Consider the following 19,398-nt stretch of genomic DNA (forward strand, 5'->3'; position numbering starts at 1 on the left):
CGAGGGAAACCGCGAGGGAACCTCCACCCGTTCCTGGCTCCTCATTCGCCCCGCACCCGTATTCGTCGCGAGACAAGAGAGACCTTCCGATGGCCGAGAAGCCCTCCGTCCTGTTCGTCTGCGTCCACAACGCAGGCCGCTCCCAGATGGCCGCGGCCTGGCTGAGCCACCTGGCGGGCGACCGCGTCGAGGTCCGCTCGGCGGGCTCCTCGCCCGGCGATTCCGTGAACCCGGCGGCGGTCGAGGCGATGGCCGAGGTCGGCATCGACATCTCCGCCGAGGTGCCGAAGATCCTCACCGTGGACGCGGTGCGCGAGTCCGACGTCTGCATCACGATGGGCTGCGGCGACACCTGCCCGGTATTCCCCGGCAAGCGCTACCTCGACTGGAAGCTCGAGGACCCGGCCGGACAGGGCGTCGAGGCGGTGCGCCCCATCCGCGACGAGATCAGGACCCTCGTCGAGGGCCTGATCACGGAGATCGCCCCGGCGCCGGCCGAGTAGGCCGACGGCCGGGGCGATCGGACGCCGCGGGATCAGGCGCCGCGGGATCGGGCGCGGCGGGAAGCAGTCAGGAGCACTCCCCCGCGGTCAGACCCGGTCCGCCGCGATCAGCAGATACTGGAAGGACCCGTCCTCGTAGGAGTTGATGAAGGCCTCCTCGATGCCGGTGACCAGTGAGGACGTGGCCCGCAGCTTCCAGTACGGCAGCGTCTGGGCGGTCAGGTCCACGACCGCCTGCGGTACGAGACGGTTGTCGGCCATGGCCCGCAGATAGTCCCGGCGCGAGTGGATGTTGCACTCGAAGTGCGCGTTGATCTGGGAGACCCACTTCGAGGGCTGGCCATGCCGCGGGTTCCAGCAGCCCGTGATCGTCACATAGCGGCCGCCGACGCCGAGGATGCGGGAGTGCTCCGCGAAGAGGTCGTGCAGGTCGACGTACATGGACGACTCGTTGTTCCACGAGGCCTTGGCCTGTCCGTTGTGGAAGGGCATGTCGAGCATGTTGCACACCCGGGCGTGCACCCGGTCCTGCACACCGAGCTCGCGGGCCCGCCGGTTGGCGAAGTCGGCCTGCTTCGAGGACAGGGTGACGCCCTCGACCCGACAGCCGAAGCGCCGCTGGGCCATGACCATCGAGCCGCCGCGGCCGCAGCCGGCGTCGACCAGGGTGTCATCGGGCCCGACCGGGCCGAGGTGGTCGAGCAGGACATCGGTCTGCGCGGACTCCAGACGGTGGAGTTCGGCGATCAGCCGCTTCTCGTAGGCCTCGTCGCCCGCGTTGCCGAGGGCCTCGTGGTCGATCTCGCCGATGCCGTAGTGGTGGTGGTAGAGCCCGTCGACATCGCCGAGCCGCAGGTTCACGGGCCTGGCCTCCTGGTCCCAGTAGCGGGCGATCTCGCCCTGGTAGGGGGAGGCGGGGCCGGGCAGCAGTCCTGCGGCGCCGGTGGAGCCGTTGGTTGCTGTGGCGGCGGCGCTGAGTTCGGTGCTGGTCACTGAGAAGTCCGTTCCTTACCAGAAGTCGGGCAGGCTGTAGCGGTACGTATTGGTCATGTGCCAGTAGTGGTTGCCGTCGACCCAGACGGCGACGCCTCGCAGGAAACGCAGCACGCTCGGGAGCGGGCAGGCCACGGCGAGGGCGGCGGCCTCGGCCTCGAAGGTGTGCATGAGGTCGTTGTGGACCTCGACCGCCTTCAGATAGGCCTCCTTCGCGGACAGGCCCTCGCGTTCGGCGATCACCACGGGCAGATTGAGGTGGCGGCCGGGGCTTTCGAGTTCCTTCGTGTACGAGTAGAGGTCGTTGACGATCGTGGTGGCATTGCCCGCGAGCGCGATGACCCGCTGCATCTCGGGCCGGGCGTGCAGGTCCGCCGGGAGCTCGTAGCCGCCGACGGTGTCGGTGATGGTGGGGCAGGGGCGGAAGTTGTTGAACTGGCGCATCGCGAGGTACTCCCACACCTCGGGCACATGCTCCTCCTGCGCCCACGCGGCCTCGGCGAGATAGCCCAGGTGCAGGCGGGCCATGTCGTGCCGGTACCGGTCGGTCTGCGAGGGGCTCGCCTGCCCTGTGAAGTACTCCATCGCCGAGCGGTAGGCGCGCCGGGGCGCGTCCGAGCCCAGCGACTCGCCCCAGGCCGGGGCGTACTCGGCCGTCGTGTGCAGCGGGTCGAGTGCCGTGTGCGCGAGGAGCAGCCGGCTGCCGAGGCCGACGGGTGAGCCGCCGTGGTCCTCGCAGTAGCAGTCGTCGACCGCGTTCTCGGCGACCATCAGGCGGGTGGCGAGCATCAGATGGTCGATGCTCGGGGCGTCCGGGTGGCAGGCGACCATGTAACGGCTCACGGAGAAGCCGTCGAACTGGTCCTCCCACTCCGGCGGCACGGCCTGCACCTCGTCCACCGCCCAGGCCCTGATCCGCCGGCCGACCTCGGCCACGCGGGTGGGGTCGGGGGGCGGGACCGGGTGGAAGTAGAGGCCGGGCACCGGGGTGCCCTCGGCGGGTCGGGTGTCGGCGTCGGCGGGGTGGTCCTTGGTCGGGTGGTCCTTGGTGGGGTGGTACTTGGTGAGTTGGCCCTCCGCGGCGGGCTGGTCCGCGGCGGACGGACCAACCCCGGCGGGCCCGCTCAGCCGCAGGCCCGTTGTCCCCAGGCCGGCGGGTCCGTGCAGGAGCCGGTCGAGGGCGGGAGGATGATTCCGTACGAAGGCATCCGCGACACCGGATCGCGCGCCGCGCAGGGAGGCGGCCGAGGGCGGGCCGGGCAGACCGGGCCGCAGGCGGGAAAGCCCGGGATCGGGCATCCGTGGCTCCTTGGTGAGATGGATGGACAGACCGTTCCACGGGCGGACGGGCCGGGTGGCCCGCCCGGCCGTACAGGTGCCCTGAACGCGCGGCAGAACCAGCGCCGGACAGGTCCTAGTCGCGGCGGTGGGCGATCTGCACGTTCTCCAGCACACCGAGCGCGTCGGGCACGAGAACGGCCGCGGAGTAGTACGTCGTCACCAGATACGACATGATCGCCTGCTCGCTGATCCCCATGAACCGCACCGAAAGACCCGGCTCGTACTCGTCCGGCAGCCCGGTCTGGCGCAGACCGACGACGCCCTGGTTCTCCTCGCCGACACGCATGGCCAGGATGGAACTCGTATTGGTCTCGCTGATCGGGATCTTGCTGCAGGGCAGGATCGGCACCCCGCGCCAGGCCGGAACCTGCTGGCCACCCAGGTCGACATGGTCCGGGTAGAGCCCGCGGGCGTTGAACTCGCGGCCGATCGCCGCGATCGTCCGGGGGTGAGCGAAGAGGAACTTGGTGCCGCGGCGGCGGCAGAGCAGTTCGTCGAGGTCGTCCGGGGTCGGCAGGCCGGAGCGGCTCTGCAGCCGCTGCTTGAAGTCGGCGTTGTGCAGCAGGCCGAACTCCCGGTTGTTGACCAGCTCGTGCTCCTGCCGCTCGCGCAGCGCCTCGATCGTGAGCCTGAGCTGCTCCTCGGTCTGGTTCATCGGACCGTTGTAGAGGTCGGCGACCCTCGTGTGGACACGCAGGACCGTCTGCGCGGCGGAGAGTTCGTATTCACGGGGGCAGGGTTCGTAGTCGACAAACGTGCCCGGCAGCTCGGGTTCGCCCGAGTGGCCGGCGAGCATCGCGATCTCCGCCTCGCCGTGCCGGTTCTGCCGCTGCTGGGGCAGCGAGCGGAAACGCTCCACATGGGCCTGCAGTGACGGCGAAGTGGCCAGCACGGCGGCGAAGTCCGCCCGGGACAGGGTGAGCAGGACGCCGGGGGTGGCGGCGGTGGCCGTGCGCTCCCACATCGCCTCCTCGTCGAGCAGTCCCTGCTCGCCGAAGTGCCCGCCGTCGCCCACGACATCGACGGCGGCCTCCTCGCCGTACTTGCCCACGGCGGTCTGGTTGATCCGGCCGTGCGCGACGAGAAGCGCCTGGTCGGCGGGCGCGCCGCGCTCCACGAGAACTTCGCCCGCACGGAATTCGCGCTGCACGCACCGGTCGGCGATGGCGCGCAGCACCTCCTCGTCCTCGAAGCCACGCAGCACGGCGAGTTCGCCGAGCTCGCGCGGGATGACCCGGACGGAGGCGCCGTCCTGGACGAATTCGATGGTCCCGTCGCCGACCGTGTAGGTCAGCCGACGGTTCACCCGGTAGGCGCCGCCCTTCGCCTCCACCCAGGGGAGCATCCGCAGCAGCCAGCGGGAGGTGATCCCCTGCATCTGCGGGGCGGACTTGGTCGTCGTGGCCAGGTTGCGGGCGGCCTCGGTGCTGAGGCTGCTCCGCTGCCGGGTCTGCTCCGGCTGCGCTTCCGGGCTGGTCTGGACGGTCATCAGACAGGCTCTCCTTTGCGAAGTAGATCAACGCACGAGCCCCAGTAAAGGCCCGGGAGACCCTGGCCACCCCAGGAAATCCGCCGGTGTTCGCCACATGCAGTGATCTTCCCGCGCGGAAGGTTTGACCACCCTTCTGCCCGTCACCTTCACCGGTGACCCATTCGTCCCGAGGTGACCGCCCCCAGCCCGGCAACTCCTTTATTCCAACGGCGTGTTGACGCCACATGAATGAACGCCCCTCCGCCCGGCTCCGACTCCTCGGGAACCGTCCCCGGCAAAGGGGCGTCGCGCCTGCCCGCGTCAGGGATGGGGCGTCAGGCGTGGGGCGTCAGGCGTGGGGCGTGGGGCGTCAGGCGTGGGGCGTGGGGCGTCAGTCCAGGCAGAACTCGTTGCCCTCGATGTCCTGCATCGTGATGCAGGATTCGTTGTAGGCGTCGGCACGTTGGATGAGGACCACGGTGGCGCCGAGGGCCTTGAGGCGTTCGCATTCGGCGGAGAGAGCGGCGAAGCGCTTGTCGCCGACCAGGCCGGTGCCCACGCGCACGTCGAGGTGGACGCGGTTCTTCGCCGTCTTGCCCTCGGGGACGCGCTGGAAGAACAGGCGCGGGCCCTCGCCGTGCGGGTCCACGCAGGCGAAGGCCGAGCCCTGCATGTCCTCGGGCAGTGAACGGTCGAACGCGTCCCAGCTGTCAAAGCCCTTCGGCGGCGGGGGTACGACGTACCCGAGGACCTCGCACCAGAAGCGGGCGACACGCTCCGGGTCGGCGCAGTCGAAGGTGACTTGGAACTTGCGGGCGGTGGTCTCGGTCATCGCTGCACCATAGTTCCGTATCGGAGGCGGTGGAAAGCGGATTCACCGGCACCGGACTCGCCTTCACCGCCTTCATCAAATCCGTTTATCCTCAACGGCGTTGCGCCGACGACCAGGCGCACCGATTCGGTTCCGGGGGAGCGGCTGGCATGAGCGGTGCGGATGAGGCGCGGGCGAACGGCGAGTCCGCCGACGGCGCGGCGGAGGATTTCGCCGACGGGGGCATCAAGCCGCTTGCCGTGAGCGATCCGGCGCGGATCGGGCCGTATCTGCTGCTCGGGCGGCTGGGCGCGGGCGGCATGGGACGGGTGTTCCTCGCGCGGAACGAGCGCGGGCGGACCGTCGCCGTGAAGGTCGTGCACGAGGAGCATGTCTCCGACGCGCAGTTCCGGGCCCGCTTCCGCAAGGAGATCGAGGCGGCGCGGCGGGTCGGCGCCCGGCACACCGCCCCCGTGCTCGACGCCGGCCCCGAGGACGAACCGCCGTGGGTCGCCACCGGGTACGTCCCCGGGCTCTCCCTGGAACAGGTCGTACGGCGGCACGGACCGCTGCCGTACGAGTCCGTGCACGCCCTCGCCGAGGGTCTGTTGAAGGCGCTTGAGGACATCCACGGCGCCGGCATCGTGCACCGCGACCTCAAGCCGTCCAACGTGATGCTGACCGTGGACGGCACCAAGGTGATCGACTTCGGGATCGCCCGCGCCCTCGACGCCTCCGTGGAATCCCTCCTGACCAGCACCGGGATGGCCATCGGATCGCCCGGTTTCATGTCGCCGGAGCAGGTGCAGGGGCAGCGGGCGGGCGTAGGCAGCGACGTCTTCACGCTCGGCTGCGTCCTGACGTACGCGGCGACCGGGCAGCTGCCGTTCGGGCACGGTGCGAGCAACCAGCACGCCGTCATGTACCAGATCGTGGAGGGCGAACCCGATCTGACGCGCGTCGAGGACACGGCGCTGCGGGCCCTGATCGAGCGCTGTCTGACGAAGGACGTGGCCGGACGTCCCGGTGTCGCGGAGCTGCTCGCCGATCCGGAGCGGGTACGGCCCGCGGTGGCACGTGGGGCCTGGCTGCCGGCGGCCGTGGTGGCTCGCCTGGCACAGCAGTCGGCGAAGCTGCTGGATGCCGAGGCGGCTCCGCTGCGGGAGGCGGGGGCGGCAGGGGCCGCGGACGGCGCGGAGGCCTCGCACGGCGAAGAGGCCTCGCACGGCTCGGACACCACGGGCGCTGCGAGCGGCGCGGGTGACGAGCCCGTCGACCGCGCGACCGTCGGGCTGCGCGGGGCGGCACCGGTGGCCGCCGGTGCCGGCACCTCGGCGGTCGGCGCGGGGCTTGGCGCCACCTCCGGCGCCAAGCCCCGCCAGGAGTCGCCGCGGCGCAGGCGCACCCTGATCGCACTCCCCATCGTCGCCGTCCTCGCCCTGGGCGGCGGCACGGTCGCGATCCTGCAGCCCTTCGGCAGCGACAAGGACGGTGACCGGGCCGAGCGGCCCGGCAACAGCGCCAGTGCGACACCCGGCGACAGCGAATCCCCTCGTACGCCCAGCAGTTCGCCCTCCGACGAAGGCAAGGACGGGTCCGAGGACAAGGAGAAGGACGGGGGCGGGGAGAAGGACAAGGGCGAGGACGAGGACGGCAAGGGCGGCGGCGGTACCGGCGGCGACGGGGACGGGGACGGTTCGCAGGCCTCGGGCGGTTCGGGTGGACCTGGCAGTACGGACGGCGGCGCGGCGAGCGGCGGCGGTTCGTCCGACGGATCGGGTGGATCGGGCGGATCGGGTTCGGGCAGCGGCTCCGGCGGTGGCTCGGACAGCAACGGCTCCGGCGACGGCGGCTCCGCCACGAAGTCCCCGCCGCCCGACCTCAAGAGCTACGAGGCGAAGTACGTGCACGGCTGCTTCGGCGCCTGCGACATGCCCGTCAAGGTGAGCTGGTCGGCGATCCCGCAGGCGACACGCTACGACATCCACTACACGAACACGGGCAGCAACTTCACGGAGAAGAACGTCGACACGACGTACTCGACCAGTGGCACGAGCTACACCATCAACGGCCCGTTCTCGGGCGACCGGTTCTGCGTGACCGTGCGGGCCGCGAACGCGTACGGCCCGTCCGCGTGGGCGGAGAAGATCTGCGACGATGTGCCGCCCTCCTGAGGGGCAGACGCCGCCCCGGCCGCTCACTCCGCCAGGCGCACGATCATCTTCCCGGTGTTCTCCCCGCGCAGCATCCCCAGGAACGCCTCCACCGTGTTCTCGAATCCGTTCACCACGGTCTCCTGCGGGACCAGCGCGCCCGAGCGGATGTGCGGGACCGCGAAGTCCTCGAGTTCCCGGACCGCGTCGTAGTGGTTGCGGACCATGACGCCTTCCAGGCGCAGGGACTTGCCCACGACGTCGAAGAGGTTGCGCGGCGCGGGCGGAGGTGCGGCGAGGGAGTGGTACTGGGCGACCGCGCCCACCCATGCGATGCGGCCGAACTCGCGCAGCGAGCCGATCGCCGCCTCCAGGTGCTCGCCGCCGACGTTCTCCACGGCCGCGTCGAGCCCGTCGGGGGCCGCCTGGGCGAGGAGGGATGGCACCGGTCCGTCGTGGTAGTCGAAGGCCGCGTCGAAACCGAGTTCCGAGACCAGCCGCTCCACCTTCGCCGCCGAGCCCGCGCTGCCCACGATGCGGCGCGCCCCGAGCAGCCGCGCGAACTGGCCCGCCGCCGTGCCGACACCGCCCGCCGCGGCCGAGACGAACAGGTCATCGCCCGGCTGCAGCCGCAGCGTACGGGTCAGCGCCACCCACGCGGTCAGGCCGGTGCCGCCGAGCGTCGACAGGAACGCGGTGAGCGGCACACCCTCGTACCGCGGAACCAGCCGCACCTCGTCGGCCCGCACGAGCGCGTGCGTCCGCCAGCCCTGGCGGTGCTGGACGAGGTCGCCGGGGGCGAGGCCCGGGTCGGCGGAGGTCAGGACGCGGCCGACGGCGCGTCCCTCGAGAGGGGCGTTCAGGCTCCAGTCGGCCGCGCCGCTCGTCAGACCCGCCTCGTCCATGAGTTCGCGGTGGTACGGGTCGACGGAGAGCAGCAGGTTCTCCACCAGGGCTTCGCCCGGTGCGGGTGCGGCGAGCTCGTGTTCGGCGAACGTGAAGTCCGTGGCGGAGGGGAAACCGGAGGGGCGTGCCACCTGGTGGACGGCCTGTGCTGTGATCGTCGTGGGAGTTGTGTGCGTCATGGCCACGAAGTTACGAGGGGTCCGGCGGCGTGGGCAGACCCGTCCGTCGATGGCAGCAGCACGATCCATGAAAGGCGCTCATGGTCCAGGAGACCCCGGCAGCCCAGCAGGTCCCGGCCCGGGGCGCCCCGGAGCTCACGCCGTCCGAGCTGCGGATCCTGCTCGCCGTCGGCGACGCGGGCGGGTTCACCGCGGCCGCCGCGACGCTCGGCCTGACCCAGTCCGCCGTCTCGCACGCCGTACGCGGCATCGAACGCAAGCTCGGCGCGGTCCTCTTCGACCGGGGCCGCAGGGGAGCCACCCCCACCCCGGCGGGCGAACGGGCCGCCGCCCACGCCCGCCGCATCCTGCGCCTGTACGAGACGATGGCGGCCGAGGTCGGCGGCGCGGACCGCGCCCTCACGGGCGTCCTGCGGATCGCCGCGTTCCGCAGCGCGGCCCTGCATCTGCTGCCCGCCGCGCTGGAACGGCTGACACGGCGGCATCCCGGGCTGCGGCCCGAGGTCCGGGTCGTACGGGATGTCGGGCGCGGCACCGCGGGCGAGGTCGCCGACGGACGCGCCGACCTGGCCATTGCGACGCTCGGCGGCACGACGCCGCTGCCGGAGGGCCTGCTCACCGGTGAGCTGGCCCAGGAGACTTACGCGTTCGTCCACCCCGCCGGGCACCGCGCCCCGCGCAGCCTGCCGTTCGTGGACTGGCAGGAGAACTGCTCCGCGTACACGGCCGGCTGGTGGTCCGCGCAGGAGTGGCTGCCGCGCGCCACGATCACCGCGGAGGACGACGGCACGGTGCTCGCGCTGGTCGCGCAGGGCCGCGGTATGGCCGTCATGCCGGAGCTGTCGCTGCGCGACGCCCCCGCGAGCGTGACCGTCACCGACCTCGGCCCGGACCGCCCGGTCCGCACGATCGGTTACGCGACGACACCGGAACTGGCGCGGACCGCCGGGGTGCGGGAGCTGATCCGGGCGCTGCGAGGGGTACGGGGCGCCCTGGGCAACTGGGGCGCCTGAACCGGCGGTAAGCCGGGCTGGTGTTCGGGGACGGCGCGAGGCGGGTCTGACGCGACCCTGCGTGCGCATTCCGCTACTTTCAGTGCATGATCGCGTTGCGGCGGGCCCTCGTGCGGGCGGTGCGGCGGGGGCGGCTGGTCCTCGTACCGCTGCTCGCCGTGCTGATCACCGCGCATCTCGCGAGCGCCGCGCACAGTGCCCCGTTCGCCGCCACCTCCTTCGGCGGGCCCGGCGCCGGCATCGTCGCCCTCTGCCCGCCGCAGCATCATGCGGCGGACGGCTCGCAGCCGGCCGCGCAGGCAGCCCGGGACGCGAAGGCAGCGCAGGGCGCACAGGGCACGCGGGACGTGAAGGCCGCGCAGACGGCGCAGGCAGTGCGGGCAGCGCGGGCCGGGCAGGCGGTACATCCCTTGCACGGGCACGACTGCGGCGCGCATCTCGACCACTCGGTCGACCGGCCACGCGATCCGGGCGAGCACCCCCTCGTACCACCCGGACTGCCCGGACTGCCCGGCGCGGTGACGCCCGCGGAGGCCTCGGCGGCGGGTGGGTGCGAGGCCGCTGCAGCCCAGGAGCGTGACGGTCCCCCGGTTCCGGCCGACGGCCGGTCGCTGTTCGGCGTCTGGCGGCTGTAGGCCGCGCCCACCCGCATCCCCGTATGCCCGCCGCCGTATCCCGGCGGGACATGCGGGGCTGCGCGCCCGCGCGCCCCCACTCTCCCCCGCTGCCTCCCCGCGAGACCTCCGACGCGTCGAAGTGCCGACGCCCCGGCCCGCGTTCCGGTCCGGTCCGGTCCGGCTCTCCGCCATGGCAGCAGTACACAGGAGCCGTACGCCATGACGCACCGACCCCTCGCCCCGATCGCCACCGTCGCCCCGCCTCCCACCGTCGCCCGCCACCCCGCCCACCTGGTCGGCAACACCCCGGTCCTCTGGATCGACCGGCCCTTCGCCCCGCCCGGACGGGGCTTCTTCGCCAAACTGGAGGGCGCCAATCCCGGCGGCATCAAGGACCGCCCCGGCCTGCACATGATCCGCGAAGCCCGCCGCCGCGGGGAGCTGAGGCCCGGTGCGCCCGTCGTGGAGTCGTCCAGCGGCACGCTCGGGCTCGGGCTCGCGCTGGCCGGGCTCACCTACGGGCATCCGGTGACCGTCGTGAGCGATCCGGGGATGGAGCCGGCGATGGTCCGGCTGCTGACCTCGCTCGGCGCCCACGTGGACCAGGTGCCCCAGCCGCACCCCACGGGCGGGTGGCAGGAGGCCCGCAGGGCCCGGGTCGCCGAACTCCTCGCGGCCGCCCCCGGCTCGTACTGCCCGGATCAGTACAGCAATCCGGACAACGTCGCCGCGTACGCCCCGCTCGCCGCCGAACTCACCGCGCAGCTCGGCCGGATCGACACCCTGGTCGTGGCGGTCGGCACGGGCGGGCACTCCGCCGGGATCGCCGCGGGCCTGCGCACGAGCCGCTCCCCCGGCCTCCGGGTGATCGGCGTGGACGCGACCGGCTCCGCGATCTTCGGCCAGCCTGCCGCTCCGCGCCTGATGCGCGGGCTCGGCTCCAGCATCCATCCGGCGAACGTGGCGTACGGGGAGTTCGCGGAGGTGCACTGGGTGGCGCCCGGCGAAGCGGTGTGGGCCTGCCGCCAGTTGGCGCGGCGGCACTACGCCTCGGGCGGCTGGAGCGTGGGGGCGGTCGCGCTGGTCGCGGGCTGGGTGGCGCGCACGTCGGCCCCCGGGACGCGGATCGCGGCGGTGTTCCCCGACGGGCCGTACCGCTATCTGGAGACGGTGTACAACGACAACTGGTGTACGGAGCAGGGGATTCTGGGCGTGGTGCCGCCGCCCGAGCCGGATGAGATCGCGGCGCCGGACGCGTGCGTGGTGAGCGGCTGGACGCGGTGCGGCCGGGTCCGCGATCCGCTGTGCCGCGGGGGCCGGGCGGCAACCGCGACCGCCGCTCCCGAGGCGGGTGCGGTCCGATGAGGCGACTGCGTGCGCAGGTCACATCCTTCACTCCGGCCGTACAGCTCCTGATGGTGAACCAGTTCGCCATCAACCTGGGCTTCTACATGCTCATGCCCTACCTCGCCGACCACCTCGGCCACGGCCTCGGCCTCGCCGCCTGGGCGGTGGGCCTGGTCCTCGGCGTACGGAACCTGTCCCAGCAGGGCATGTTCCTGGTCGGCGGTACGCTCGCCGACCGGTACGGCTGCAAGCCGATGATCCTGGCCGGCTGCGGGCTGCGCACACTCGCCTTCGCTCTGCTCGGCCTCGCCCAGTCGCTGCCCGCGCTGATCGCCGCGTCCGCGCTGACGGGGCTCGCGGGGGCGCTTTTCAACCCGGCGGTACGGGCGTATGTGGCGGCGGAGGCCGGGGAGGAACGGCGGGTGGAGGCCTTCGCCGCGTTCAACGTCTTCTACCAGGCCGGCATCCTCATCGGCCCGCTCGCCGGACTCGCGCTGCTGGCCTGGGACTTCCGGGCGGTGTGCGCGGCGTCTGCGGTCATCTTCGGCGCGCTCGCCCTGCTCCAGGCGCGCGCCCTGCCCGCCCGCGCACCCGCGGACCGCGGCGCCGAGCCGGCCTGGCGCGGGGTACTCAGGGACTGGCGCTCGATCGCCGCGAACCGCCCCTTCCTGCTCTTCTCCCTCGCCATGTCCGGCTCGTACGTGCTCGCCTTCCAGGTGTACCTCGCCCTGCCGCTGCGGGCACGGGACCTGTTCGGCGAACGGACCGGCCTGGTCACGGGCGCCGTCTTCGCGGTCTCGGCACTCGCGGCGCTCTCCGGCCAACTGAAGCTGACGGCGTGGGCGAAGCGCCGGCTGACCGGCCCGCGGGCCATCGCGCTCGGGCTCGCGGTGATGGGCGCGGCGTTCCTGCCCGTACTGCCCGGGCAGTACGCGGGTTCGCAGGTGTACGGGGTGATCGGCCTCGTCGCGTGCGCGGCGCTCCTTGCGTGGGGCGGAGCCCTTCTCTACCCCTTCGAGATGGACACGGTGGTCCGCCTCTCGGGCCAACGCCTGCTCGCCACGTACTACGGCGCCTACAACACCGCATCGGGCCTCGCCATCGCCCTCGGCAACCTGGCCGTCGGCGCCCTCGTCGACACAGGCACCCCCTGGCTGCCATGGACGACGCTCGCAGCGACCGGGGTGGTCTGCGCGGGGGCTGTGGTGGGGCTTGAGCGGGGTGGGTACTTGGGGGCGGGGGCGCGGGGGTTGGCGTTGACCCGGTAGGGGGCGGCGGCGGAAGGGCAGGTACAGAGGGGTCTGCGGTCCGCCGGTCAGCCGGGGTGCAGGGGGCGGAGCCCCGCGCAACGGGATGGCGGGGCGCGGCCCCACCATCACACCCCCGCCGGGGAGCGGCGGAGCTCCGTGCCGGGCCTCGGGTCCATGGCGCCATAATTGGCGTCATGGACCTCACCCCGTACGTGGACACCCTCCGCCAGGAGCTCGCCGTCGCGGCCGAGGCCGCGGGGCCGGAGGCGCGTGATCTGGCCGAGCGGCTGTCCGCGCCGCTGGAATCGGCGACCCGGCTGACCCTGCTGCACGCGCTGTCGGCGGCGATGGACGAGGTCACCCGTGAGCTCGCACCCGGCTCCGTGGACGTACGGCTGCGCGGGCTCGACCCCGAGTTCGTGGTGGCGAGCCCGCCCGCCGCCGAACCCGCCGTCCAGCTCCCGGAGCCGCCGCTGGCGCCCCCGCCCCCCACGCCGGTCGCCGCGCCCGAGGCGGATGACGGCTCGATGGCGCGGATCAACTTCCGGCTGCCCGCGCACCTCAAGGCCCGGGTGGAGGAGGCCGCGGCGCGGGACGGCCTCTCGGTGAACGCCTGGCTGGTACGCGCCGCGTCCGCGGCGATCACCCCGGCGTCGCGCCAGGAGCACCCCACGTCCCAGCCCCGCTCACGCGGAGCAGGGCAGGGATTCACCGGCTGGGTGAGCTAGGCCCTGTCTTCAAACCCCCCTCTGCCCCGCGACGCCCGGCACGCACTCTCGCTGCACCGGGCACAAGCCCGAGTACGTCCAGTACGAGGGCCTGTACCCGGCACACCGAGAGCACGCACCGGACGCCGCAGGGCCGCCCTTCGGGCGACGAGGGGGGTTTGAAGACAGGGCCTAGGGCCGAACCACCCCGCCGCTCCCGTACCGCCGAAGACCCCCGGCAGGTCGTGCCACGCGCACGATCGGCCGGGGGTTTCGCGTTTTCCGGGGCGAGCGGGCAGCGCGGCATCACGCCGCCGACCTGCGGTGAAAGGTGCGCAGCCGGGGGACCTGACACCCAGCTGGCGCCATTGGGTGCCAATGGCGCTTGACATGGCGCCATTCGTGGCGCCATATTGGCGTCATGAACCTCACCCCGTACGTGGACACCCTCCGCCAGGAGCTCGCCACCGCAGCGGAGGTCGCCGGGCCCGAGGCGCGCGGCCTGGCCGAGCGGCTCACCTGGCCGCTCGAGTCGGCCGCCCGGCTCGCGCTGCTGAGCGCCCTGTCGGACGCCATGGCCGAGGTCACCCGCGAGCTCGCCCCCGGCTCGGTGGGCGTACGGCTGCGGGGCACCGACCCGGAGTTCGTCGTCACCACACCCGAGCGGTACGAACCGCACCAGCCGCACCAGCCGCGCACGGAACGGCGCACCGCGCCGGTCACCTCACCCGCCGGTCCCGGGGCCACCACCCCGGACACGTACGCCACCGGCGCGGACACCGGCACGGACGCGGACACCGGCACAGGCGCCGACACCCCCACCGCCCGGATCAACCTCCGTCTCCCCGCCCACCTCAAGACGCAGGCCGAGGCCGCCGCCGCCCGCGAGGGGCTCTCGCTCAACGCGTGGCTCGGGCGGTCCGTCGCTGCTGCGCTGACCGCGTCGGGGACCGCGCCGCCACCCCGCGACTTCAAAGGCTGGACCACCGCCTGACCACCGGCGCCCGCCCCCAGCCCCAGACCACAGCCCACAGCCCCAAGGCACGTCAGCAGCACCCCACAAGCCTCTGCACCCGCAGACCCACACCGCCCACACCGCCCACACCACCCACCCGATCCACACGACCCACAAAGGACGGCACTCGCCATGACCACCTACGAAACCCCCACCCCCATCTCCCTCACCCTCGAAGGCGACATGATCAACCTGCGGGTTGTCGCGAGCGAGCGCAGTGACACCACCGTCGAGGTGACGCCGACCAACGACGGCAGCGAGCGCGATGTCCGCACCGCGAAGAACACCCAGGTCACCCTCTCCGGCGGCCGTCTCCTCGTGAAGGCGCCGAAATCGCGGTCCGTGTTCAACAAGTCGGGCGGTATCGACGTGGCCGTCGAACTGCCCAGCGGCTCGGCCCTGAACAGCAACGCCCCGATGATCCACATCGACGGCCAGGGCCGCCTCGGCGATGTCACGGTCAAGACGAGCATGGGCACGATCCAGCTCGACGAGACCGGCGCCGCCGCCCTCAAGACCGGCTTCGGCGACATCCGGGTGGACCGCGCACGCGGCACCGAGCACCACTTCACCTCCGGCACGGGCCGTATCGACCTCGGCGAGGTCGACGGGCCGACGACCGTGAAGAACAGCAACGGCGACACCGCCGTCGGCGAGATCAACGGCCGTCTGCAGGTCAAGTCCGCCAACGGCCGGATCTCCGTGGACACGGCGCACTCCGACGTCACCGCGACCTCCGCGAGCGGCGGCATCCGTATCGGACGGGTCGAACGCGGCAGCGTCCGCTTCGAGACCAGCGTCGGCCAGCTGGAGATCGGGATCGCCGAAGGGACGGCCGCCTGGCTGGACGTCTCGACCAAGGCCGGCTCCGTACGCAACGAACTCGGCGCGAGCGCCGGACCCGACGCGACCAAGGAGACCGTCGAGGTCCGCGGCCGCACCAGCGCGGGCGACATCATCGTCCACCGCGCCTGAGCCCGCAGGCCCCCCGCCTCTGACCCGGGGGGCGCCCCCACCCCGCGCCCCACCCCTACCCCGTCATGCCCTCAAGAAGGAGACAAACCGCCATGAACCCGGCCACCACCGCACCCCCGGCCATCACGGCCCGCGGGCTGCGCAAGTCCTACGGCGAGAAGGTCGTCCTCGACGGGATCGATCTCACGATCCCGGAGGGCAGCGTCTTCGCCCTGCTCGGCCCCAACGGCGCCGGCAAGACCACCACCGTCGAGATCCTCTCCACCCTCGTCGAGGCCGACTCCGGCGAGGCACGGATCGCCGGATACGACATGGCCGCGCAGGCCGAGCGCGTACGGAAGTCGATCGGCGTCACCGGCCAGTTCGCGGCCGTCGACAACCTGCTCACCGCGCGCGAGAACCTGCTCCTGATGGCCGACCTGGGCCACCTCCCGAAGGCACAGGGCAAACGGCGCGCCGCCGAACTCCTCGAGCGCTTCGACCTCACCGAGGCCGCGGACCGGACCGCCGCCACCTTCTCCGGCGGCATGCGCCGCAAGCTGGATCTCGCGATGACCCTGGTCAGCGCGCCCGGCATCATCTTCCTCGACGAGCCGACCACCGGGCTCGACCCGCGCAGCCGGCGCATCATGTGGGAGATGATCCGCGATCTCGTGCGCCAGGGCACCACGATCTTCCTCACCACGCAGTACCTGGAGGAGGCCGACCAGCTCGCCGACCGGATCGCGCTCCTCGACCACGGCCGGCTGATCGCCGAGGGCACCGCCGAGGAACTCAAGCGACGCATCCCCGGCGGGCATGTGCGGCTGCGGTTCACGGATCCCGAGCAGCTCGCCGCGGTCAACGGGCTCTTCGGGGTCGCGCACGCGGACGAGGAGTCGCTCACGCTGCAGATCCCCAGCGACGGCTCGACCGCCGACCTGCGCGCCGTCCTCGACGTACTCGACGGCGCCCAGGTGCACGCCGAGGAACTCACCGTGCACACACCCGACCTGGACGATGTGTTCCTGACCCTGACGGGCCGTCCCAAGGAGGAGGCGACCAGCGGGTCCCCGCTCCCCCACCAGTCGAAGTCAACATCGCAGGCACAGGCACAGTCACAGTCACAGTCGCCTTCGCAGGCGCAGTCGAAGGAGTCGGCACGATGAGCACCGCGAGCCTCACCCCCGTCCAGGCGGCGCCCGGCCGCTCCACCGCGCCGCGGGACTCGCTGACCATGCTGCGGCGCAACCTCAAGCACATGCGGCGCTACCCGGCGATGACGGTCTCGATCCTCGTCATGCCGCTGCTGTTCCTGCTGCTCTTCGTGTACGTCTTCGGCGGCGCGATCGGCACCGGCACGCTCGGCCCGGGCACCGACCGCGGCGACTACATCAACTACCTGGTGCCCGGCATCATCGTGATGACCGCGACCTCGGGGGCGGTGGCCACCGCCGTGTCCGTCTGCACCGACAAGACGGAAGGCATCATCAACCGCTTCCGCACCATGTCGATCTCCCGCGGCTCGATGCTCAGCGGGCATGTGCTCGGCAGCACCATCCAGGTCACGGGCGTGCTCGCCCTGATCACCGGTGTCTCGCTCGCGATCGGCTTCCGTCCGACCGCCTCGTTCGTCGAGTGGATCGCCGCCGCCGGGCTGCTGGTCTTCCTGGCGCTGGGGCTGAGCTGGCTGTGCGCCGGGATGGGCATGAACGCCAAGACCGTCGAGTCCGCCTCCAACGGGCCGCTGCCGCTGACGCTGCTGCCGCTCATGGGCAGCGCCATCGTGGACCCGGACTCGATGCCGGCCGGGCTGAGCTGGTTCGCCGAGTACCAGCCGTTCACACCGATCAACGAGACCGTGCGCGGTCTGCTCATGGGCGGCGGCATCGGCGACAACGGCTGGATCGCGCTCCTGTGGTGCGGCGGGCTCGCGGTCTTCGGGTACTGGTGGGCGCTGCGGGCGTACAACCGGACCGTCAAGCGGTGAGCTCGCGGATCGACGACGGATCCGGTGACGGATCCGGTAACGGAAGTCTTACGTCAGGGCTCCCGCGCGACCGGACCGGCCGCTCAAGCCGTTCAATACGGTGAGCGGCCGGTCCGGCCGCATCGGCGGTGCCATCGCCCGGCGCGGTGGTGAGGGGGTTCTGGAGGTTCCCATGTCTCGTATACGCAAGCTGCTCAGGCCGCGGTACCTGGTGAGCGCGGCGGTGGCCGGGGCGGTGCTGCTCGGGTTCGGCCTCTACTGGTTCCAGCCGTGGAAGCTGTGGCAGGACGAGACCGTGCGGGAGGCGCTGCCGGAGGTGACGGCTTCGCAGCGGCCCGGCGGCAGCGGTGACTCCGCGGACGGCGCCGGGGCCGAGGAGCCCGGGTCGGGCGGCTCGGCGGATCCGGAGGCGTCCGCCGCGGAGACTCCCGCCGCCGATGCCGGGCCGAAGACGCTCGTCCAGGGCTCGTTCATCAGCCACGAGCATGCGACGAGCGGCACGGTGCAGGTGCTCGAGCTGGCCGACGGCTCCCGGGTCCTTCGCCTGACCGACCTGGACACCAGCAACGGTCCCGACCTGAAGGTCTGGCTCACCGACGCGCCCGTCAAGGAGGGCAAGGCCGGCTGGCATGTCTTCGACGACGGCAAGTACGTCAGCCTGGGCAAGCTCAAGGGCAACAAGGGCGACCAGAACTACACGCTCCCGGCCGAGGTGAACCTCGACGACTTCGGCAGCGTGTCGATCTGGTGCGACCGGTTCGACGTGTCGTTCGGGGCGGCGGAGCTGCGGGCGGCGTAGGGGGTGTCCGGCAGGCCCCGGGACGGGCCCCGCGGAGCCGGGGCCGTACCGTGGTGGGGTGTACCGCTTCCTGCTGACGCCCCGCTGGTGGGGCATCAACCTCTTCATGGCCCTGGCCATCCCCTTCTGCATCTTCATGGGGTCATGGCAGCTCGGCCGCTTCGAGGACCGCGTCGAGGGGCACCGCGCCGCGGAGCAGCAGAGCGAGCAGGTGGGCAAGGGCAAGGCCGCCCCGCTGACCGAACTGCTCCCGGTCACCAAGGAGACCTCCGGCAAGCGGGCCACGGTGACGGGCACGTGGGCCGACCAGTTCACCGTCCCCGACCGTGAGCTCGACGGACGGCGCGGCTCGTACGTGCTCGCCCTGCTGCGGACCGAGGACGGCAAGGCCATCCCGGTGGTGCGCGGCTGGGTACCGGCCGACGCAGGGGAGCCCGCCGCCCCGGCCGGGGAGACGACCCTGACCGGTTCACTCCAGGCCTCCGAGAGCGCCGGCAGCGGCGGGGTGAGCCCGCACGGGCGCCTCGCCGAGGGCGAGCTGGGCATCATCAGCGCGGCCTCGCTGGTGAACCTCGTCCCGTACGACGTCTACGACGCGTGGATCACTGCCGACCGGCCGGCGGACGGGCTGCAGCTGGTGCCGCCGAAGGCCGCGCAGGGTACCGGCCTCGACCTCAAGGCCTTCCAGAACCTCGGCTACACCGGCGAGTGGTTCATCTTCGCGGGCTTCGTGCTGTTCATGTGGTTCCGGCTGTTCCGCCGTGAGCAGGAGTTCGCGCGGGACGCGCAGCTCGGCCTGTCCCCGGCAGGGAGCCCCGACGCTCCCGCCGGGGTGTGAGCCTGCGTTCGGACCCCACTCGCAGCGGTGCTCAGCGGTTGCCCTGACGGCGGGCCTGGACCCTCTGCTGCATCCCCCTCGTCTTCGCGCTGATGGACTGCACCTCGGGCTTCGTGCCCTTGGCGCGGGCCTGGGCGGAGGAGAGCTTGGAGTGCTGGGGGTCCTTGGGATGGTCGTGGGCGTGCTTGGCCATGGTCCACTTCCTCCTTACGAGGCGTACGTGCACCACTTTCCTCCGGATGGTCCCCTTCGGCCACCTGGGCGTGTTGTGGCCCGCCCCCGGGGACGGGGGCGGGCCACCCCGGGGGCTTCGCCCCCTGGCCCCCCTCTTTGGGGCTTCGCCCCTTGCCCCCAATCGCGCTGAACGCGCTCGTCCTCAATCGCCGGACGGGCTGGAAGGCTGGACCGAGCCAGTCCCGGAACCCCGAACGAGCCGGAAGGCTGAAGCGAGCCCGCCCCGGAACCCCGAACGAGCCGGAAGGCTGAAGCGAGCCCGCCCCGGAACCCCGAA

The 19,398-nt window shown here is 72.2% G+C and carries 19 protein-coding genes; 13 read left to right on the top strand and 6 right to left on the bottom strand.

The features are described 5' to 3' along the window. Positions 1-89 precede the first annotated feature (89 nt). Positions 90-503 carry an arsenate reductase ArsC gene (locus ACLF6P_RS05080; protein ID WP_415948384.1) on the top strand — a complete coding sequence of 138 codons (414 nt, stop codon included), beginning with the start codon at positions 90-92 and terminating at the stop codon, positions 501-503. A gap of 87 nt (positions 504-590) precedes the next feature. Here the strand turns inward: ACLF6P_RS05080 and ACLF6P_RS05085 are convergent, their stop codons facing one another. The 4 genes from ACLF6P_RS05085 to ACLF6P_RS05100 all read right to left on the bottom strand — a co-directional run bounded on the left by ACLF6P_RS05085 (position 591) and on the right by ACLF6P_RS05100 (position 5,140). Beyond that, positions 591-1,496, bottom strand: a complete 906-nt coding sequence (locus ACLF6P_RS05085; protein ID WP_415948386.1) for a geranyl diphosphate 2-C-methyltransferase — start codon at positions 1,494-1,496, stop codon at positions 591-593. A 15-nt stretch (positions 1,497-1,511) separates the two neighbouring features. Further along, entirely contained in the window at positions 1,512-2,795 is a 1,284-nt protein-coding gene (locus tag ACLF6P_RS05090) for a family 2 encapsulin nanocompartment cargo protein terpene cyclase (RefSeq protein ID WP_415948387.1), read from the bottom strand. Between the two features lie 115 nt (positions 2,796-2,910). Beyond that, positions 2,911-4,326, bottom strand: a complete 1,416-nt coding sequence (locus ACLF6P_RS05095) for a family 2B encapsulin nanocompartment shell protein (RefSeq protein WP_415948389.1) — start codon at positions 4,324-4,326, stop codon at positions 2,911-2,913. 373 nt (positions 4,327-4,699) lie between these two features. After that, complete coding sequence (locus tag ACLF6P_RS05100; RefSeq protein ID WP_415948391.1) at positions 4,700-5,140, bottom strand: VOC family protein; 441 nt, start codon at positions 5,138-5,140, stop codon at positions 4,700-4,702. Positions 5,141-5,289: 149 nt separating this feature from the next. Between ACLF6P_RS05100 and ACLF6P_RS05105 the strand changes: the two genes are divergently transcribed. Further along, complete coding sequence (locus ACLF6P_RS05105; RefSeq protein WP_415948393.1) at positions 5,290-7,293, top strand: protein kinase domain-containing protein; 2,004 nt, start codon at positions 5,290-5,292, stop codon at positions 7,291-7,293. 23 nt (positions 7,294-7,316) lie between these two features. On the opposite strand, the gene ACLF6P_RS05110 is transcribed toward ACLF6P_RS05105, so the two are convergent. After that, complete coding sequence (locus ACLF6P_RS05110; protein ID WP_415948394.1) at positions 7,317-8,357, bottom strand: zinc-binding dehydrogenase; 1,041 nt, start codon at positions 8,355-8,357, stop codon at positions 7,317-7,319. 80 nt (positions 8,358-8,437) lie between these two features. On the opposite strand from ACLF6P_RS05110, the gene ACLF6P_RS05115 reads away from it, so the two are divergent. From ACLF6P_RS05115 to ACLF6P_RS05165, 11 genes are all read left to right on the top strand, one after another. Then, on the top strand, positions 8,438-9,370 hold the full coding sequence (locus tag ACLF6P_RS05115; RefSeq protein ID WP_415948396.1) for a LysR family transcriptional regulator: 933 nt from the start codon (positions 8,438-8,440) through the stop codon (positions 9,368-9,370). A gap of 86 nt (positions 9,371-9,456) precedes the next feature. Continuing rightward, positions 9,457-10,005: a hypothetical protein gene (locus ACLF6P_RS05120; protein WP_415948397.1), complete on the top strand. Its 549-nt coding sequence runs from the start codon at positions 9,457-9,459 to the stop codon at positions 10,003-10,005. Positions 10,006-10,206: 201 nt separating this feature from the next. Next, entirely contained in the window at positions 10,207-11,352 is a 1,146-nt protein-coding gene (locus ACLF6P_RS05125; protein ID WP_415948399.1) for a PLP-dependent cysteine synthase family protein, read from the top strand. Continuing rightward, positions 11,349-12,602, top strand: a complete 1,254-nt coding sequence (locus ACLF6P_RS05130) for an MDR family MFS transporter (protein WP_415948401.1) — start codon at positions 11,349-11,351, stop codon at positions 12,600-12,602. The genes ACLF6P_RS05125 and ACLF6P_RS05130 overlap by 4 nt, the downstream gene beginning before the upstream one ends. A 176-nt stretch (positions 12,603-12,778) precedes the next feature. Further along, complete coding sequence (locus ACLF6P_RS05135) at positions 12,779-13,312, top strand: hypothetical protein (RefSeq protein ID WP_415948403.1); 534 nt, start codon at positions 12,779-12,781, stop codon at positions 13,310-13,312. Between the two features lie 400 nt (positions 13,313-13,712). After that, a complete protein-coding gene (locus ACLF6P_RS05140) occupies positions 13,713-14,285 on the top strand; it encodes a toxin-antitoxin system HicB family antitoxin (protein WP_415948404.1) in 573 nt (190 codons plus the stop codon). A 153-nt stretch (positions 14,286-14,438) separates the two neighbouring features. Beyond that, on the top strand, positions 14,439-15,281 hold the full coding sequence (locus ACLF6P_RS05145; protein ID WP_415948406.1) for a DUF4097 family beta strand repeat-containing protein: 843 nt from the start codon (positions 14,439-14,441) through the stop codon (positions 15,279-15,281). A gap of 92 nt (positions 15,282-15,373) precedes the next feature. Beyond that, positions 15,374-16,429: an ATP-binding cassette domain-containing protein gene (locus ACLF6P_RS05150; RefSeq protein ID WP_415948408.1), complete on the top strand. Its 1,056-nt coding sequence runs from the start codon at positions 15,374-15,376 to the stop codon at positions 16,427-16,429. Then, positions 16,426-17,250 carry an ABC transporter permease gene (locus ACLF6P_RS05155; protein ID WP_415948409.1) on the top strand — a complete coding sequence of 275 codons (825 nt, stop codon included), beginning with the start codon at positions 16,426-16,428 and terminating at the stop codon, positions 17,248-17,250. The genes ACLF6P_RS05150 and ACLF6P_RS05155 overlap by 4 nt, the downstream gene beginning before the upstream one ends. A gap of 172 nt (positions 17,251-17,422) precedes the next feature. Then, the gene (locus ACLF6P_RS05160) at positions 17,423-18,049 is read left to right on the top strand and encodes a DM13 domain-containing protein (protein ID WP_415948410.1); all 627 of its coding nucleotides are present in this window, start codon (positions 17,423-17,425) and stop codon (positions 18,047-18,049) included. Between the two features lie 58 nt (positions 18,050-18,107). Further along, a complete protein-coding gene (locus ACLF6P_RS05165) occupies positions 18,108-18,887 on the top strand; it encodes an SURF1 family protein (protein ID WP_415948411.1) in 780 nt (259 codons plus the stop codon). Positions 18,888-18,918: 31 nt separating this feature from the next. Here ACLF6P_RS05165 and ACLF6P_RS05170 read toward each other — a convergent pair whose 3' ends face one another. Beyond that, positions 18,919-19,080 carry a hypothetical protein gene (locus ACLF6P_RS05170; RefSeq protein ID WP_415948412.1) on the bottom strand — a complete coding sequence of 54 codons (162 nt, stop codon included), beginning with the start codon at positions 19,078-19,080 and terminating at the stop codon, positions 18,919-18,921. Positions 19,081-19,398: the final 318 nt, after the last annotated feature.

It is taken from the genome of Streptomyces lothianensis (assembly GCF_047779955.1).
In the GTDB taxonomy this organism is placed as follows: Bacteria; Actinomycetota; Actinomycetes; order Streptomycetales; family Streptomycetaceae; genus Streptomyces.

Bases quoted from the DNA above. Each gene is read 5' to 3' on its own strand.
- ACLF6P_RS05080 (WP_415948384.1), top strand. From the start codon at position 90: ATGGCCGAGAAGCCCTCCGTCCTGTTCGTCTGCGTCCACAACGCAGGC.
- ACLF6P_RS05090 (WP_415948387.1), bottom strand. From the start codon at position 2,795: ATGCCCGATCCCGGGCTTTCCCGCCTGCGGCCCGGTCTGCCCGGCCCG.
- ACLF6P_RS05095 (WP_415948389.1), bottom strand. From the start codon at position 4,326: ATGACCGTCCAGACCAGCCCGGAAGCGCAGCCGGAGCAGACCCGGCAG.
- ACLF6P_RS05100 (WP_415948391.1), bottom strand. From the start codon at position 5,140: ATGACCGAGACCACCGCCCGCAAGTTCCAAGTCACCTTCGACTGCGCC.
- ACLF6P_RS05105 (WP_415948393.1), top strand. From the start codon at position 5,290: ATGAGCGGTGCGGATGAGGCGCGGGCGAACGGCGAGTCCGCCGACGGC.
- ACLF6P_RS05110 (WP_415948394.1), bottom strand. From the start codon at position 8,357: ATGACGCACACAACTCCCACGACGATCACAGCACAGGCCGTCCACCAG.
- ACLF6P_RS05115 (WP_415948396.1), top strand. From the start codon at position 8,438: ATGGTCCAGGAGACCCCGGCAGCCCAGCAGGTCCCGGCCCGGGGCGCC.
- ACLF6P_RS05120 (WP_415948397.1), top strand. From the start codon at position 9,457: ATGATCGCGTTGCGGCGGGCCCTCGTGCGGGCGGTGCGGCGGGGGCGG.
- ACLF6P_RS05125 (WP_415948399.1), top strand. From the start codon at position 10,207: ATGACGCACCGACCCCTCGCCCCGATCGCCACCGTCGCCCCGCCTCCC.
- ACLF6P_RS05130 (WP_415948401.1), top strand. From the start codon at position 11,349: ATGAGGCGACTGCGTGCGCAGGTCACATCCTTCACTCCGGCCGTACAG.
- ACLF6P_RS05135 (WP_415948403.1), top strand. From the start codon at position 12,779: ATGGACCTCACCCCGTACGTGGACACCCTCCGCCAGGAGCTCGCCGTC.
- ACLF6P_RS05140 (WP_415948404.1), top strand. From the start codon at position 13,713: ATGAACCTCACCCCGTACGTGGACACCCTCCGCCAGGAGCTCGCCACC.
- ACLF6P_RS05145 (WP_415948406.1), top strand. From the start codon at position 14,439: ATGACCACCTACGAAACCCCCACCCCCATCTCCCTCACCCTCGAAGGC.
- ACLF6P_RS05150 (WP_415948408.1), top strand. From the start codon at position 15,374: ATGAACCCGGCCACCACCGCACCCCCGGCCATCACGGCCCGCGGGCTG.
- ACLF6P_RS05155 (WP_415948409.1), top strand. From the start codon at position 16,426: ATGAGCACCGCGAGCCTCACCCCCGTCCAGGCGGCGCCCGGCCGCTCC.
- ACLF6P_RS05160 (WP_415948410.1), top strand. From the start codon at position 17,423: ATGTCTCGTATACGCAAGCTGCTCAGGCCGCGGTACCTGGTGAGCGCG.
- ACLF6P_RS05170 (WP_415948412.1), bottom strand. From the start codon at position 19,080: ATGGCCAAGCACGCCCACGACCATCCCAAGGACCCCCAGCACTCCAAG.